The organism is Agathobacter rectalis ATCC 33656, assembly GCF_000020605.1.
Lineage (GTDB): Bacteria > Bacillota > Clostridia > Lachnospirales > Lachnospiraceae > Roseburia > Roseburia rectalis.
Genome location: NC_012781.1, coordinates 690,425 through 706,536, shown reverse-complemented (window position 1 = coordinate 706,536; position 16,112 = coordinate 690,425). Strand labels below are relative to the sequence as shown.

17 protein-coding genes are annotated in these 16,112 nt (G+C 38.7%); 10 read left to right on the top strand and 7 right to left on the bottom strand.

Going from position 1 to position 16,112, the window contains the following annotated elements; translation table 11 throughout:
- The first annotated feature begins 112 nt into the window (after positions 1–112).
- The 10 genes from EUBREC_RS03440 (at position 113) to EUBREC_RS03400 (ending at position 9,827) form a co-directional block, all read left to right on the top strand.
- Positions 113–301 (top strand): helix-turn-helix domain-containing protein, encoded by a 189-nt coding sequence (locus EUBREC_RS03440; RefSeq protein WP_012741668.1) that lies wholly within the window; start codon positions 113–115, stop codon positions 299–301.
- Complete coding sequence (locus tag EUBREC_RS03435) at positions 294–992, top strand: response regulator transcription factor (protein ID WP_012741667.1); 699 nt, start codon at positions 294–296, stop codon at positions 990–992. Before EUBREC_RS03440 ends, EUBREC_RS03435 begins: the two co-directional genes overlap by 8 nt.
- Positions 989–2,218, top strand: a complete 1,230-nt coding sequence (locus tag EUBREC_RS03430; RefSeq protein WP_041253889.1) for a sensor histidine kinase — start codon at positions 989–991, stop codon at positions 2,216–2,218. Before EUBREC_RS03435 ends, EUBREC_RS03430 begins: the two co-directional genes overlap by 4 nt.
- Before the next feature lie 64 nt (positions 2,219–2,282).
- Positions 2,283–2,978, top strand: coding sequence for an ABC transporter ATP-binding protein (locus EUBREC_RS03425; protein WP_041254460.1), 696 nt, complete (start codon positions 2,283–2,285; stop codon positions 2,976–2,978).
- A complete protein-coding gene (locus EUBREC_RS03420; protein WP_012741664.1) occupies positions 2,962–5,322 on the top strand; it encodes an ABC transporter permease in 2,361 nt (786 codons plus the stop codon). Before EUBREC_RS03425 ends, EUBREC_RS03420 begins: the two co-directional genes overlap by 17 nt.
- Before the next feature lie 122 nt (positions 5,323–5,444).
- The gene (locus EUBREC_RS03415) at positions 5,445–6,311 is read left to right on the top strand and encodes a metallophosphoesterase (RefSeq protein WP_012741662.1); all 867 of its coding nucleotides are present in this window, start codon (positions 5,445–5,447) and stop codon (positions 6,309–6,311) included.
- A 474-nt stretch (positions 6,312–6,785) separates the two neighbouring features.
- Complete coding sequence (locus EUBREC_RS03410; protein WP_172622356.1) at positions 6,786–7,208, top strand: RNA polymerase sigma factor; 423 nt, start codon at positions 6,786–6,788, stop codon at positions 7,206–7,208.
- 507 nt (positions 7,209–7,715) lie between these two features.
- Positions 7,716–7,919 (top strand): hypothetical protein, encoded by a 204-nt coding sequence (locus EUBREC_RS03405; RefSeq protein WP_118709570.1) that lies wholly within the window; start codon positions 7,716–7,718, stop codon positions 7,917–7,919.
- Between the two features lie 133 nt (positions 7,920–8,052).
- Positions 8,053–8,229 carry a hypothetical protein gene (locus EUBREC_RS17675; protein ID WP_165483719.1) on the top strand — a complete coding sequence of 59 codons (177 nt, stop codon included), beginning with the start codon at positions 8,053–8,055 and terminating at the stop codon, positions 8,227–8,229.
- 89 nt (positions 8,230–8,318) lie between these two features.
- On the top strand, positions 8,319–9,827 hold the full coding sequence (locus tag EUBREC_RS03400; RefSeq protein ID WP_041253887.1) for a recombinase family protein: 1,509 nt from the start codon (positions 8,319–8,321) through the stop codon (positions 9,825–9,827).
- A gap of 26 nt (positions 9,828–9,853) precedes the next feature.
- On the opposite strand, the gene EUBREC_RS03395 is transcribed toward EUBREC_RS03400, so the two are convergent.
- The 7 genes from EUBREC_RS03395 to EUBREC_RS03365 form a co-directional block, all read right to left on the bottom strand.
- Entirely contained in the window at positions 9,854–11,341 is a 1,488-nt protein-coding gene (locus EUBREC_RS03395; RefSeq protein WP_012741658.1) for a hypothetical protein, read from the bottom strand.
- A 17-nt stretch (positions 11,342–11,358) separates the two neighbouring features.
- On the bottom strand, positions 11,359–11,991 hold the full coding sequence (locus tag EUBREC_RS03390) for an isopentenyl-diphosphate Delta-isomerase (protein ID WP_049757219.1): 633 nt from the start codon (positions 11,989–11,991) through the stop codon (positions 11,359–11,361).
- A gap of 70 nt (positions 11,992–12,061) precedes the next feature.
- Complete coding sequence (locus EUBREC_RS03385) at positions 12,062–12,643, bottom strand: acyltransferase (RefSeq protein ID WP_012741656.1); 582 nt, start codon at positions 12,641–12,643, stop codon at positions 12,062–12,064.
- Positions 12,636–13,322: an HD domain-containing protein gene (locus EUBREC_RS03380; RefSeq protein WP_012741655.1), complete on the bottom strand. Its 687-nt coding sequence runs from the start codon at positions 13,320–13,322 to the stop codon at positions 12,636–12,638. Before EUBREC_RS03380 ends, EUBREC_RS03385 begins: the two co-directional genes overlap by 8 nt.
- A gap of 15 nt (positions 13,323–13,337) precedes the next feature.
- The gene (locus tag EUBREC_RS03375) at positions 13,338–13,979 is read right to left on the bottom strand and encodes a hypothetical protein (RefSeq protein ID WP_012741654.1); all 642 of its coding nucleotides are present in this window, start codon (positions 13,977–13,979) and stop codon (positions 13,338–13,340) included.
- A 2-nt stretch (positions 13,980–13,981) separates the two neighbouring features.
- On the bottom strand, positions 13,982–15,118 hold the full coding sequence (locus EUBREC_RS03370; protein ID WP_041253885.1) for a radical SAM protein: 1,137 nt from the start codon (positions 15,116–15,118) through the stop codon (positions 13,982–13,984).
- Complete coding sequence (locus tag EUBREC_RS03365; RefSeq protein ID WP_012741652.1) at positions 15,096–16,079, bottom strand: hypothetical protein; 984 nt, start codon at positions 16,077–16,079, stop codon at positions 15,096–15,098. The genes EUBREC_RS03370 and EUBREC_RS03365 overlap by 23 nt, the downstream gene beginning before the upstream one ends.
- Between the last annotated feature and the right edge of the window lie 33 nt (positions 16,080–16,112).

Sequence of the window (16,112 nt, the reverse complement as noted above, 5' to 3'; positions counted from 1 at the left end):
GCTATACATTAAATAGTACTATCCAGCTCATTTGAGCTCTATATATTGTGACTCAGCTTTGCAAAACGCGCGTTTTGCTCAACCCTAATAATATATCCTGTGGAGGTGCGAAATGGACTATATGACATTGAAAGAGGCTGCCGAAAAGTGGGGCGTGACCCCTCGACGGATAAACTATTATTGCGCCGGTGGCCGTATTCCCGGCGCTGTGAAGATGGCTACAATCTGGTTGATCCCGAAAGACGCGGAGAAACCTGTGGATATGAGGACAAAACAAGGAAAGGAATTAAAACATGAATAGAATATTGCTATTGGAGGATGATGTCAGTCTAATAGATGGCTTGGTCTACTCTTTGAAAAAGAATGAATTTGATGTTGAAGTTGCCCGTACAGTATGTGAAGCAAAACAATACTTATCCGAACTCGACCGATACGATTTATTGATTTTGGATGTTACTCTGCCAGATGGAACAGGATTTGACGTATGCGAAAGAGTAAGAAAAGAAAATCAGCAGATACCGATTATATTCCTGACTGCATCGGATGAAGAAGTCAGCATAATTCGTGGATTAGATAGCGGTGGGGACGATTATATCACCAAGCCTTTCAAACTGGGGGAATTGTGTTCCCGCATCCGGGCGCTGTTGCGTCGGGCCGGAGTTTCCAAAAGCGAAAAAAACACTTCTATGGAATGTGGCGACATTACCATTGATCTGTTGGGTAGCCGTGCAACCTTAAAGGGAAAAGCATTGGATTTGACAAGCGCCGAATATCGTTTGCTTTGTCTGCTGGTAAGAAACGCAAATCGCGTTGTGACAAGGGACATCATTCTAAATGAGCTGTGGGATGATACAGGAAATTTTGTTGATGATAATACCCTGTCCGTCTATGTACGGCGGCTTCGTGAAAAAGTGGAAACCAATCCGTCCCATCCAGAACACCTTATAACCATTCGTGGGTTCGGCTACCAATGGAAAGAGGTGTCTATATGAGTTTGTACCAAGATAGACAGATTAAAGGGTTCCTGCTATTTTTGACTTTGTTTGCTCTGCTGTTTGTAGGTACAGCAACCGTTTTGACTATTTATCAGGTGAACGATGCGGAAGTCCTATGGCTCAAACATGATGAAGCGGTTTCATCCTCACTTTTGGAACAGGGTGTTCCGAAAGAAGTGGTTGCAGTTGCCTTTACGAACACAGACATCAGTGACGATGGTAGGTCATTATTAGCGGCTGCGGGTTTGGGAAAACAGTCAGAAAGCAGTATGCGGCCTTATTTCAATCAATTTCAGCGTTCCGCTTTCTGCGCCATGCTATGCACTGTGCTATTTTTTCTCTTTGTGCTTGCCATAGGAATATTTATTTTTTTCTGGAAAAGGAAGCGATTGTATCAACAGGTCGACAGAATATTGCTAAATTACATCAACGGGGATTACTCTTGTCATTTACCGCAGAATTATGAGGGGGCTATCTACCAAGTGTTTTCTTCGATAGAACAGCTTGCAACTATGCTCCAATCCAAAAATGAAACAGAACGTAAAGCAAAAGAGTTTTTGAAAGACACCATATCCGATATATCTCACCAGCTCAAAACGCCTCTGGCAGCCCTCACTATGTATCAGGAGATCATTGAAAGTGAGCCAGAAAATGCAGAAACGGTCAAACAGTTTGCGGCGAAGATGGGTATTTCTCTAAAGCGTATGGAGCAGTTAATCTTATCCATGTTGAAGATAACCCGACTGGATACGGGAAACATCATTTTTGAGAAAAAAAGTTGCCGTGTGTCCGAGCTGATAGCTCATTCAGTCAATGACCTAACCACCAGGGCTAAAAGCGAAAGCAAGCAGATTCAGATAGATGGCGATGGTGAACAGCAGCTTATTTGTGACATGGAATGGACAGGTGAAGCGATTGGAAACATTGTAAAAAATGCACTGGATCACACGCAAGCTGGCGGTATTGTCCGTATTACATGGGAGCGCACTCCTGCTATGTTTCGGATTTTTATTTCTGATAATGGTAACGGCATAGTCCCGGAAGATATTTACCATATCTTTAAACGCTTTTATCGCAGCAAACATTCCCTTGATACACAAGGAATCGGGCTGGGGCTTCCCCTTGCCAAGTCCATTATTGAGGGTCAAAACGGTGTTATCTCCGTACAAAGTGAAGTCGGAAAAGGTACGCTGTTTACACTATCTTTCCTTACGGATCTGTAAGGTCAAATTCACCTGCTTGTAAGCTGTTTTTGCTATCCTTTTGAGAAAGGAGGTACTGATGACTATGGAAATATTGAAAGTACAAGATTTATGTAAAACTTATGGCAAGGGTGAGGCGAAAGTCGAAGCGTTGAAGAAGGTTTCCTTCTCCCTGGATAAAGGCGAATTTGCTGCCGTTGTGGGTGAATCCGGTTCTGGCAAAAGCACATTACTGAACTGTATTGGAGCTTTGGATACCCCTACTTCCGGCCACATTTGGATTGATGAACAAGACCTGTTTTCCATGAAAGAGGAACAGCGCACGATTTTCCGCCGTCGTAATATCGGCTTTATCTTCCAATCCTTTCAGTTGGTTTCCGAGCTGAATGTGGAGCAGAATATCATGTTTCCGCTTCTTTTGGACTATCGCAAACCAGACCCGGCAGCAGTAGAAGAAATTTTGGAACTCTTGGGACTTACCGAGCGTCGACATCACCTGCCGAGCCAACTATCCGGCGGACAGCAGCAGCGTGTTGCCATTGGCCGGGCGTTAATCACAAAGCCCAAACTGATTCTGGCAGATGAACCTACTGGCAATCTGGACAGCAAGAATAGTCAGGATGTTATCGCCCTGCTTACGCAGGCGTCCCGTCGCTATCAGCAAACAATCCTGATGATTACCCACAATAAGGATTTGACTGCATCCGTTGATCGGGTGTTCCGGGTATCAGATGGCGTTTTGACGGATTTGGGAGGAAAAACAAATGAAGCATTATCTTGACCTTGTTCCCATATCCGCAAAAATCCACAAGAAGCAAAGCAGAATGTCTATTTTCTGCATTGTGCTGGCGGTATTTCTGGTTACAACTATTTTTGGAATGGCAGATATGTTCATCCGCAGCCAGATTTTGCAGGCACAGCAGGAGTCTGGGAATTGGCATATTGCCATTAAGAATATCAGCAATGAAGAAGCAGCAATTATTGCTTCACGCCCTGATATTGAAGTATTTTCACCGTATGGCGTACTCAATTATCGTGGAGATTTAGGCTACACTTTGGGTGGAAAAGATGTAGCGATATGCGGTTGTGATGAAAGCTATATAACTGAAATCTGGACTGACCAACTTGAAGAAGGTGTTTTTCCACAGACAAGTAATGAAGCGTTGGTGACTGAAAATGCAAAGCAGATAATGGGTGTTGCGATTGGTGATCCCATTGCCGTAGAAACTCCTGATGGCGATAAACTGAATTTTACCATATCAGGATTTATGAATAATACCGCCTCGATCATGAGTGGCGACTCCTACGGCATCATTTTGAACACAGAGGATTACTGCGCGATTTATCCGAATGTATCAGACGGGGAGCCGAATGATTACGGCATTATGTTTTTTACTCAATTTGCAAACACAAGAAATATACAAGGGAAAATTGCAGATTTGAAAGAACAATGCAATTTATCGAATGAACAAATATCTTCCAACAACAATCTGCTTGGATTGCTTGGACAAAGCCGCGTTCCCTTTTTGTTACAGGTTTACTTGGCTGCGGCTGTATTGTTTGTACTGGTAATGTTAGCTGGTATTATGATGATTGCAAGCAGCCTGAACAGCAATGTAGCCCAGCGTACCGAATTTTTCGGCCTTATGCGCTGTATCGGTGCAACACCAAAACAGATTATGCGCTTAATACGGAAAGAGGCGCTTAGTTGGTGCCGTTTGGCAATCCCTGTGGGTATTTCCATCGGTATAGTTGTCATTTGGGTCTTATGTGCGATTTTGCGTTTCCTAAGTCCGGAATTTTTCAAAGCGATGTCTACATTCGGATTTAGCGTACCAAGTATTCTTGCAGGAATCGTTGTGGGCTTGGTAACGGTTTTGTTCGCTGCCTATTCTCCGGCAAAGAAAGCAGCAAAAGTATCTCCGTTGGCAGCGGTTTCCGGTAATGCAAACGACTTGGAGCCTGCAAGAAATGCTGCTAATACACAACTGCTTAAGATTGATACAGCACTTGGAATTTATCATGCAAAAGCAAATCGGAAAAATCTGTTTTTGATGACAAGCTCATTTGCTCTCAGTATTATCCTTTTCCTTTCATTCTCTGTAACAGTTGAGTTCATGCAGCATACCTTAACACCGCTCCAACCTTGGACAGCAGATTTATCTATCATAAGCCCTGATAACGCCTGTGCTATTGACAAAGCATTACTTGATGATCTAAAGGAAAATCCTGTTGTGGATTTAGCGTATGGAAGAAAATTTGCATACGAGGTTCCGTCTGTCACAAACGGTATTGAAAAAAAGATGGATTTAATCTCTTATGAGCAGTATCAATTTGATTGGGCAAAGGACTATTTATTAGAGGGTTCTCTGGAATCTGTGCAAACTGATTTAGGGACGGGCTTAATTGTTTATAATTCGCAGAACACAATACAAATAGGCGATACTGTATCGTTGAATACAAACGGACAAAGTAAAGAAATCCAAATCGTGGGAATGTTGTCCGACTGTCCGTTTTACAGTGCCGCCGGTGTTGGAACAATTATTTGTTCAGAGGATACATTTGAACAAATTACTGGCGAGTCGAAATATACGGTTATTGATGTGCAGTTAGTGAAAGGCACAACAGACGAAGATGTTTATGTGATCCGCCAAATGGTAGATTCCTCATTTACTTTCGCTGATGAACGCATGGGTAACAGCAGTACCATGGGAACTTACTATTGTTTTTGGCTGTTCATCTATGGATTCCTCGTCCTAATTGCAATGATTACAATTTTTAACATAATCAATAGTATTTCCATGAGTGTGTCTGCACGGTTGAAACAGTATGGCGCTTTCCGTGCTATCGGCGTTAGCATGGGACAGCTAAGTAAAATGATTGTTGCAGAAGCCTTCACCTATACCATAATCGGCGGTGTAGTTGGTACGGTGTTGGGACTGTTTTGTAACAAGCTATTGTTTGGAATGTTGATAAGTTATAGATGGGGGGATGCTTGGACTCCTCCATTACCAGAGGTAGCTGTTATTCTGTTGATTGTCGTAAGCTCTGTAATTCTGGCTGTGCATGGGCCAATCAAGAGAATACGCAATATGTCCATTGTTGATACAATCAGCGCACAGTAATTCTACTTTTGAAGCGGGTGGCTTTAGAAGCCGCCCACTTTTGTCTTACAAATTCGTAAGTTGAAATTCACCTGTTTGTAAGCTGATTTTTTTATAATTAAGTTGATGAAAGAGAGGAAAAAATGAAAAAAATCCTTTCCACCAGAGTATTGGTGAAGATTTGTGTATTAACAACTATACTGCTGGTTTTGATAATCTATACTATATGGGGCAATTCAGCATTGATGGTAAGTATGGTTAATATCTCCAGCGATCGCATAGCATCTGCCTTTTCTAATTTTCGGATTGCACAAGTGTCCGACTTGCATAATGCTGAATTTGGAGAAAGCAATACAGAATTGATAGAATTGCTGTCTGAACACGAACCGGATATTATTGTGATAACTGGAGATTTAATCGATGCTGGACATACAGACATTGAGATTGCGTTTGATTTTATAAAACAAGCTGTTCAAATAGCCCCTGTCTACTTTGTAACTGGAAACCACGAAGCTAACTTCTCACATTATGATCAATTCAAAACAGGGCTTGAAGCGTCTGGCGTAACTGTCCTTGAAGATGAAGCAATACAGTTAGTGCATAACAACGAAATGATTACCCTTATCGGGCTTTCTGATTCTGACTTTACGATTAAGGGCGATATGTTTAATGAAGCGCCAGCCATGGTCAACACAAAATTGAATAGCCTTATTGATGACGAAAACAGTTACACTATACTGCTATCACATCGGCCAGAGTTATTTGAAACCTATGTATGCTGTGGTGTTGATTTGGTTTTATGTGGTCATGCACACGGAGGGCAGTTTCGATTACCTTTTATTGGGGGGCTCGTTGCCCCCAATCAAGGACTGTTTCCTAAATATGATTCCGGCCTTTATACAGACGAAAAGACAAATATGGTTGTTAGCCGCGGCCTTGGAAATAGTATTATTCCATTCCGATTTAATAATCGTCCAGAGGTTGTATTAGTAGAACTTAACACCGAATAACGATACTTCAACCGAATATTGAAATGATCTGCCGCACGACGGCAAAAGAAAAAAGCCGTCGTAGAGCAGACAATTTGACACGCCCATTTGAAACGGCGGCTTTGATTTTCAGAGCCGCCGTTTCTTTTCGTCTACCTTAAACCAACGACGACCTAATACCGTGTAAATCCACGGCGGCATATAGGAGGATTGCCGCCGTGTCTATTTTTGCCTTTTTTCACAGTACACATGATCTACACCAGCTAAAAAAAGCGTAGCTCCCCCTCCGGGACAGTCTGGTTATAAATGTGAAATCAGGCAGTACATAAATGAATATGTAACTTCATGCGTTCGTGTGGCTTCATGCCGCCCGGGCGCTTTTGTGTTCTTATGGGGCTGCTTCGGGTCATGTTGGCCCGAAGCCATTCCCCGGTGCCGCTCCCCGCCGCCTTCGTTTCGGTCACTCGTCAACCAACAACCGAAACGGAGGTCAATATGGCTATTATCAATTTGCGGGACTATTACCCATTCTATACATCGGATTGCTTCATGGAAGTATCGGAAGAAGTTGCAGAAATGTTCAAAGAGTTTGATCGTAAAGAGGCTGCCTACCGGCTGCGTACATACCGCCACAAAGCCTACTATTCCCTTGATCGGGATGACGGGCTGGAGCATGAAGCTGTCTTTGTTGCCTTATCTCCCCATGAACTGTATGAGCGGAAAGTGACCATGCAGGAACTTCACGCAGCGATTGCCAATCTGCCGAACAAACAGGCAAAACGGATTTATGCTCATTTCATTCTCGGCATGACCAAACAGGACATTGCCCGGGCAGAGGGCGTCCATGAAAAAGTGGTTCGTGTCGCAATCGAGCGAGGTCTGCGGCGCTTAGAAAAAATTTTGAAAAATTCTTTGTAAGGCGTACCGATTTAGACCGGAAAATGAAATGGTTTATGAGAGGCAAAACACTTCGGGTCACAATGACCCGAGGTTCAGACAAGCCTCATGCAGATTGAAAATTGAATAAAAAGACACCCGGATACGAAGGGGAACGCGCTGTGTGACAGACCCGCCATGACCTCGGATTTCAGAGAGTACAGTCTTTGTAAAACTGAGCGAGCGAACAGGTCCATGCCATAGGTGGGGCAAGGCTGGCTCCACCGGAACAGGCGCAGGCCCCGGATACTTGCGTTTAGTCACAGTCCGAGCGTTGAAGCGGCCTTGCAAGCCGTGAGCCGTCGCAGGCAATGAGAACGCCTTGCCATCAGAATGGGGAGAGTTGAAATACTATGGGGCATGAAGCCTATGTCCGTCCGATGTGTCTGAAATGAAGTGAAAACCTATGGGGAGCCCCCGGTAATGCTGTCTGATGATAGGCCAACCGATCCGGCGTGGCTCCCCATCTTTTCAAACAAGGAGCATTTTATGGGAAATGCGTTTGGAATGATCCCCGGCTTGGAAACGGACGAATGGAGCAATGACGCCTGCCGCGGTTATGTCATTATGGCAATGGAGGACTGCGGATTTTCAAAGAAGGATATACGGCGTGTTGTCGGGCAGCTTTATGAAGTATTTGACCTCAACAGCGTGGAGGACGCCAAAGAAAAGTACCATTCCAGTCCTTACTGAGCTCGGGCCATATCGACCCGAAGTGGAGAAAGCTCAAAGGGCGGCACCTGCTGGGTGCCGTCTTTTGACATTTCCCCACGGGACAAGTGGGAAAGGCAGGCATATACACGCACTTTCGCAAAGGAGGTTTTCAATGACGCAAGCTGTCACTTATGAACGAGAAACAAAGTCTGTCGCATTTCAAGGGAAGATCATTGTGCTGGAAAGCCTCACGCCGGTACTTCCCCCGAAGGAGAAAGCACAGCGCAAAAAAGAAATTGAGCGTTGTCTTTATGAGGTGTTCCGCAAATATGGGGACAGATTTCCCTAATTATTCGCAACATTGTTGTCCGGGGCTGCTGATGGTATAATATAGTTGTAAGGTTGGTAGCTCCATTCCAACAAGGAAAGGAGCCCAATATGGAATTTATCAGAGAAGATTGTATTTACGCAAGACAGTCAGTAGACCGCAAGGACAGTATCAGCATTGAAAGTCAGATCGACTTTTGCAAGTATGAATTGAAAGGTGGTAGCTGCCGGGTATTCAAGGACAAAGGCTATTCCGGTAAAAATACGGACAGGCCGGAGTTTCAAAAGCTGCTGGGCGAGATCCGCAAGGGAAAGGTCAGGCGGGTCATCGTGTATAAACTGGACCGTATAAGCCGCTCTATTCTGGACTTTGCAACGATGATGGAGCTGTTTCAAGAGTATGATGTGGAGTTTGTATCATCCACAGAAAAGTTTGATACTTCGACCCCGATGGGCCGGGCCATGCTGAATATCTGCATTGTATTCGCCCAGCTTGAACGTGAGACAATTCAGAAGCGTGTCACAGACGCCTACTATTCACGGTGCCTGAAAGGCTTTCACATGAGCGGACAGGCACCATACGGTTATCAGTTAGAGCCTACTGTGGTAGAGGGTATCCGCACAAAGAAAATGGTTGCCGACCCCGTAGCCGCCGACCATGTTCGGCTGATGTTTGAAATGTACGCTGAACCGGAAACCTCCTTCGGAGATATTACCCGATACTTCGAGGAACATGACATAAAAATTTATGGCAAATCCATGTTCCGTACATTTCTTTCCCAGCTTTTAAGAAACCCCGTTTACGCACAGGCCGATTTGGAGCTGTACGAATTTTTCAAAAGCCAGGGCGCAGCGATTATCAATGACGCTTCTGACTTTGCCGGAACAAACGGCTGCTATCTTTATCAGGGACGGGATGTGAAGGAGGACAAGGACAGGTGCTTAAAAGACCAGATACTTGTTATCGCTCCCCACGAAGCACTCATTTCCTCTGACACATGGCTGAAATGCCGGAAAAAGCTCATGGCAAATACCACCTTCCAGCAGGGGCGGAAACCGAAAAATACTTGGCTGGCCGGAAAAATCAAATGCGGGCATTGTGGGTATGCGCTGAAAGCCACCCATGTACCAAACAGTACAGGCTATTTCCGCTGCACCAAACGGACGGAAAACAAAGGCTGTCCGGGCTGCGGGAAAATCCGCAAAGAAGAATTTGAGCAATTCATTTTCTCGGCCATGCAGGAGAAGTTCAAAGACTTTCAGATACTCCACGGCAGGGAGGAAAAAGTCAATCCGAAGCTGACCACCTATCAAGTGGAGCTGGCACAGGTGGAGGCAGAAATTGAAAAGCTGCTGGATACGCTGACCGGAGCCAATGCGACCTTGCTTGCCTATGCCAACAAAAAAATTGAAGAACTGGACACCCGACGCCAGACCATTTCAAAGGCAATCGCCGAATTGAGCGTTGAAACCATATCGCCCCAGCAGATAAAGAAGTTGTCCTATTATCTCGACAACTGGGAGAGCATAGATTTTGACGACAAAAGAAAAGCCGCCGATGGTTTGATCTCTACGATCAAGGCCACCAGCGACCGTGTTCAGATAGAGTGGAAAATCTGATATTTCCGCTCTATCGCCCCTCATTTCTATTTTATCTCGTTTGTACCCCTTGTACACCGATGCTTTCGTTTGTTTATATATGTGCTAAAGGTGTCAGATTGTATAATTCCCGCATACATACTCTGTAAAAAACAGTCAGTATTGCTTAGACTATTTTTGACAAGCGGAATCGCCCCTTTAGCAATATCCCACGCTAACAAGTATAGCTTAGAATCCATATCCAGTATTGTAGTTGATATATCTATAGTATCTGTAAATAAATCTGTCATATTATTCATCAGATAATTATACGCAGAATATGCTACAATATCGGTTTCCAGTGTCTTTTTATAATCTCCCATGCTATCTTTCATAGCCTTAGACATTACACAGCTCGAATCAGATTTTTTTATTAATGTATCTAATGATTTTACTGCAAATTCGTCCTGATTTTTAAACTCGCTGGCATAACCAATAACTTCCGATATCTTATAAAATACATCCAAAAAGCTGGTAACATTCTTAAATTCTTTTGAAACGGTTAAAAATGGATCTGTCATATCTGAAAAATAATCTGCTGTATTACACATTTTATCAAGTTCTTGATATGATTTGTTAAACTTCGCTACAGATGTGCCATTTTCTACATCAATTTTTTTCTTTAAATCAGCTGTTTTTTCAGATAAATCTCCAATATTATCATCTATAATATCGTCAACTTTTTTTATTGATTTTGCAACCCAATTATCCCCATTAAAAGGTTTCATTTTCTCTTTCATTGCTTTTGCATTAAGAGTTAATTCTTCATCTGAGTATGTACAAAACATTCTAGCAAAGCTCTCTGCATATTTTCGATCATAGCTATCCATTTTCAGGTAAAAACTATCTATTAATTGAGACCACGACGCTCCATCTTTATCCAAAATACCACTAAATACCTGAACAAAATATGCTCCTGTCCCCATGGCAAATATTGAACCTTCTGAAGCACCGGCATCGCTTTTCCAATCAAATAAATATCTATCATTATTTTTTAATATATCCATATAAATATCTACGATATTTTTTTGTGGCATTTCAATGTGCACCTGATTATCAAGCACAACATCAGAACTATTTAATAATAAAAGACTAAATTCAAATGGAATCCACACACCATCAGAATTCTTAACAATCTTAAATGGAGCTTCATAATCAACCATTTTATTAAATAACATATGTCTTACTTTTGTACTATCATAATAAAAAGTAGTAAGACCATAAGGAACTGTATTACTAAAATTTTTATTGTAAATTGCTACATATTCATTTCCAACTTCAACCTGATAACCAAGTCTATCTCCTAACTGTTCTGCGTCTACATAAAGGTGATTTTCTGTCACCATTACATTAAGATCTTCTGCTGTTCCAAGGTTATCCGAGAACTCAACAGAAAGCGTATTATAAGATATATCAGTTGTTTCTGTAGCTAATGCCGTATATGTAGATGACATTATCGTAATTGCGCAAAGTATAAAACAAATTGCTCTCTTCATTATTGATATCTCCTCTTTTATCTATACTCATCATTGTCAAAGAACATATCTATATTTCCAGCTTGTCTGCAAAACACAATATAAGCAAGTTCAAAAGCAGATTTGAACCACGCTGTAAAATCCTCAGGATTACTCTCCATCCAACTTTTCAGTTCTTCAATGCTTATCCATTTGATTTCTTCTATTTCTTGTTTATTAAAAGATATAGCTGTCAAATCAATTTTACTTTTAATTGGACTGTATAAAAAAACATGGTCTATTTCATTTTCAACAACTTCACCAAAGGAAGCAAAATATGAAAATTTACCGCAACTATAGATTACATCCTCACCATGAATTAGTAAACCACAATCCGATGGAGCTTTAATATTAAAGTCTGTACACAATCCTAGCTCCTCTGCTAGTCTTGTATTTAAACATCTCACCATGGTTTCATCTTTAAGTGGATGTGAACAACAAGCATTAGTCCAAAGCCCTCCTGAATGATACTTTTCAAATGCTCTTTTCTGTATGAGCATCTTTTTAGTATTCCAATCAAATATGAAGATTGAGAACGCTCGATGTAACTTTCCATTTTTGTGAGCATCCATTTTCTCTGAATATCCAATCGTTTCATCCTGTTCATTTACAAGAATAATATAATCATTCATACTTATACCTCGATTTGTCATTTACTAATACAACAATCTATTACCAATCAATCCCCTCGAATATTTTTAACTAATTAGTCCACTCAACATTATCACATATCAAATGCATTGGATTACCAGCAGCCAAAGCTCTTGCTGGTACATCTTTATTCACAATAGTTCCTGCTGCAATAACTGCACCATCTCCTATACGCACACCTTTTAATATAGTAACTCTAGCACCAATCCATACGTTATTTCCAATAATCACTTCATCTGTATTACGTTTACCAAATATTTGATGCCCATCGGAATCAAGAATGATAGTATACGGTCCTACTGCACAGTTTTTTCCTATTTTTATATGTTTATGACACTCAATTTTACCGTATGAATTAATAAACCCACTCCCTAATTCCAATTTTCCACCGCTGAATATGTGTACATCGTTACCATAGAAAACATCAAAATTTCCACCAACTCTCAACTGAGAATGGTTGTCCATTCTAAAAAAAGTAGCTTGCCCCGTCCGAATTGACTTACTAATTGGATTCCAATTCAACTTTAATTTTCCATGAATTTTCAGACCATCAATATCATCAATACACAAATATGTATCTTTATAACAACATACCCGCTGTCTGAATATAATATTATTAATTTTTCTACTCATGCCACTCTACCTTTGACAACACACATGCAAGACTTATCAATATTTTCGAAAAATCAATTCGAAAATATTCGGGGTTCAGAGAATTAGGGCGCAATCTAAAACGATCTAAAGCATCCGCATCTTTGATAATTGACAATATTTTTGAATATCTAGCATATTGCGATTTTTCAATATTGTATTGTCTAAAAATCTGATATGCTTCCTCATCTAATAAAGAATGAGCATGAATAACCGCTGGTATAATCATATCCATTTTATTATCCGAAATATGCATCAATATCTTTTTTGCTCCTCTATGCCCATGATCACTATCTTCCATATCGTCATCTCTTCCAATATCATGATAAAGTGCTGTCTCTAAAAGAATTCCCATATCATTTGCACTCATGTTTTCATTACACGCTATTAAAAATGAAAAAAATGTTACATTTAGTATATGTTTAACTCCATGCACTTGGCTGTGATACAAAATCTTATCATTTAAATTATTAACATAATTCAAAAAAATTGGAAAACTTGAATTTTTTATTGCATCTGTGAAAAATGTGTGTGATATAAATTTTTTATTATAACTACTATAATATAGTTGCATTATCTTTATCATATAAATATTTTCTACTATCCACACTTTTTTTTGAAAAACATAATTGAGATATTCCGACATAAAAAGTTTTTTCATTGTGTTTCCTCATAACTACTCTATTTTTCGAACCATATTGTTTTTTCTGAAATATCGTAATTCTTCTAATGAATTTGGATATACTACATTAGATTTATTATTCAAATAGTAAACATCATAATACTTCGTAAATTCTTTTGGAATTCGATCAATTGTATATTGATATAAAGGATTAATATTATGATTAGCAATCCATTCATTATCAAAACAATTTTTATTCTCAATAAAATGAGATTTTAGCTTTAATACTGGAAAAAAATCTTCCGCATTTAAAACATATACTGCCACACTTCTTTTCAAATAATAATATCCTGTTTCAAAAAAAAGAAACGGATTATCTGGATAAATACACACTCTGTTTTTCTCATGCATTTCTCCCAACACAGCTCGACAAGCATATAACCATATTTCATATGGATTAGAAGTTGCGAACACTTTTTCACTAAATTTTTTTTGATACATATCAAAATTACCTTTAGGAACAATAACACTTAAATCAAGTATTTCCGATACATGAAATAGTATTTTATTATTTTCTATATAATACGTTCTAATATATGACGCTAGATTACCATTGTCATAAATGTTATCTTTTAACAATTGCTTATAGTATATTTGAAATGTATTAAACTTTTCAAAAAAGTCAATTTTTTCCATTCTTATATACTCCAATCAAATATATTATTAACTGAATTTTTATCGCACATTTCCCATTTTGATGTAATACCTCTAGGAGCACAATATTTGCACATATCAAATGGAGTATTAAATAGTTTTCGAATTTTATCTTTATTCATATTGTCAGCATTTAATATCATAGTTCCTGATGGCGAAATATTTAAATCAAAGTTTTCTGCTAAATATTTAATAACAAATGGTACAAAGCATGGCGCAATTTGATTCTCATATAAAGTAGCACATGCGCCTTTCCAATGGCATGCATTAAATGATAGTTTTTCATCCTGCTGTCCTGTATAATCATATATTTTTTGAAAATCAGTGATAGTATCAGAGATTTCATAATTTATCTCTTTATTCTTTAGAAAATTATTAATTTTATCAATTTTTTTCATTAACGGCAAATAACTTGTAACCACAAGTTTTGACGATGTTTCTTTAAACGCCGTTATCAAATTCTCTTTCATTCCAGTAACAAGAATTCCATTTGTAATAACTCTAATATCAGAATACGGATAAATATCTCTAATCATATATAGATACTTGTCTAACTCTTTGTTGAGTAAAGGCTCCCCTCCAATTACCCGAATACGTTTTATATGTTTAAATATTCCTTTGAGAATATATAAACTATTCTGTGTTTGCATAAAATCTGAATATTTAGGCTCTTTGACAAGTCCACAAAACATGGAACAATTTTTGCAATTCATATTACAATGATCAGCAACATGGATTTCCATCGTATCAAGTTCATCTCTACTTATATACTGAGTAATCAAACCTTCTTGCTTTAATTCTACTTTATGAAATAGTGACTCTTGACCATATAAGATATCACATTCGGACACATCATTCACTACTAAAAATCTATACATTCTGTTATTAACATCTTCTTCTAACGATGGCATAATAAACGCATCAATTGACAAATCCTGATACATTTCTATTGCCTTCATCGGAGAAACAATTTCAATCATTTTTCCTTCAATATTTTCACTCTTTTCCCAATTGATATTTTGATAATCTACCACACCTTCCAATGTATATTCTTTCCAAGCAGAAATAATATGTGCAAGCTGTAGCGATTTTCTTCCATTACCTAACACCAATACTCTCATTTTTTTCATCCATTCTTACATTAACTGCTTCTACCCAATCGTATAACTCATATAGAAAAAATATATAAACATCATATGATAGATTATTTTTTAATAATTCTAAATTTTCTTCTATCACTTCAAAAAAGGTATCCATGTTTTCGAAAACAAAATCAATTGAATTTTCTAACGAACTCACTTCTTCATTTTGTAAAAACAATATAGAATTTTTAATCTGATTTTCAATATCATCATATAAGTCACAGAGATCATCGACAAGCCAAAATAATTTTGCTGTAGCAACCGCACATTTCTTCATTCTAATAAAATCATGCGTATCAACTGCAGATAAATATAGACAACTATACACAAATTCTATCGATTTACTTGTTATTAAATCAATATTTATTTTTTCAGGAAATACTAGTTTATTTGTAGATATATATATTTCTGACTCAAATGCATTAAGAATATCCTTCTGTAACTCTAGAAAAATTTTAAAATTGTATTTTTTCAAGCTTTTCATGTGATTAATAAACATCGAATATAATATGTCTATTGGATTTTCTGTAATTATCCTCATATCCATAGATATACTTTTTTGAAAATAATCTCTAGTTAATATGTTTGCTACATGTTGCTTTTCCTTTTCTCCCAATCTTTTTGAATCAAATATTAAATCAGACAAGCAACTTAAACAGACAAATGAAAGTGCCGCCTCTTTCCACTCTTTGTCATCATTTTTACAAAATTCTTTTCTCCACAAATAATATTTCACATAATTAAATGTATAGACTTTAGTCAAATCAAACCCATATATATCTTTAGATTTTTGAATACTTATGCCTAATAACGTATTCTTTTTTGGGGAAATTTCTTTAATTTTCTCTTCATAGCTATTTTTATATTTTATAGCATTAATAATTTCTGTTTTTGAAAATTTTTCTTTCAATAATTGCATATATTCCTTTTGTCTATACATCAAATTCTCCTCCGTATAATAACAAAACCTGTA